This is a genomic window from Aeromicrobium phragmitis, from assembly GCF_003674095.1.
Classification (GTDB): Bacteria; Actinomycetota; Actinomycetes; order Propionibacteriales; family Nocardioidaceae; genus Aeromicrobium; species Aeromicrobium phragmitis.
This window is the reverse complement of the sequence record NZ_RDBF01000097.1, coordinates 1-440: the sequence shown is the minus strand read 5'-3', so window position 1 is coordinate 440 and position 440 is coordinate 1. Positions and strand designations below refer to the sequence as shown.

The following is a 440-nucleotide window of genomic DNA, read 5'->3' as shown; positions in this document are numbered from 1 at the left end:
CCGCGCTGGCTTCATCCGCTGGCGCTCCTGACCGGGAGCAAGATATGCACTTAGATAATCTAAGTGCTAGTGAGCGCTCGACTTTGGCTCGCTGGTGGGCGACACTGGCCGTGTCGGAACCCCCGTTTCAGGGGGGCGCTGCGCTGGGCGAGAAGGGGGCCGCGACCATGGCGGGTCGACGTCGACGACTGGAGAACCGAGCGGATGGCGCGCGAGGAAAGCCGCTCTTTATGCGGCTGTCCGACGACGAGGCGACGGCACTGGCGGCCCGCGCTGAGGCGGCTGGGATGAGCCGCCAGCGATACCTGTTGACCGTGGCGCTGAGTGAGCAGGGTGAGGGCGCGATCGCGTCGCGCGAGCTGTTGGCTGATCTTCTTCGAGCGCGCCGGATCGTCGCCGGATCAGCGGACAACATGAATCAGATCGCTCGGCACGCGAAC

Annotated in this window: 1 protein-coding gene; it reads left to right on the top strand. The window is 66.4% G+C overall.

Going from position 1 to position 440, the window contains the following annotated elements:
* Nucleotides 1-44: 44 nt before the first annotated feature.
* The coding region (locus tag D9V41_RS18690; protein WP_424922806.1) for a plasmid mobilization protein at nt 45-440 on the top strand (396 nt) is incomplete at its 3' end.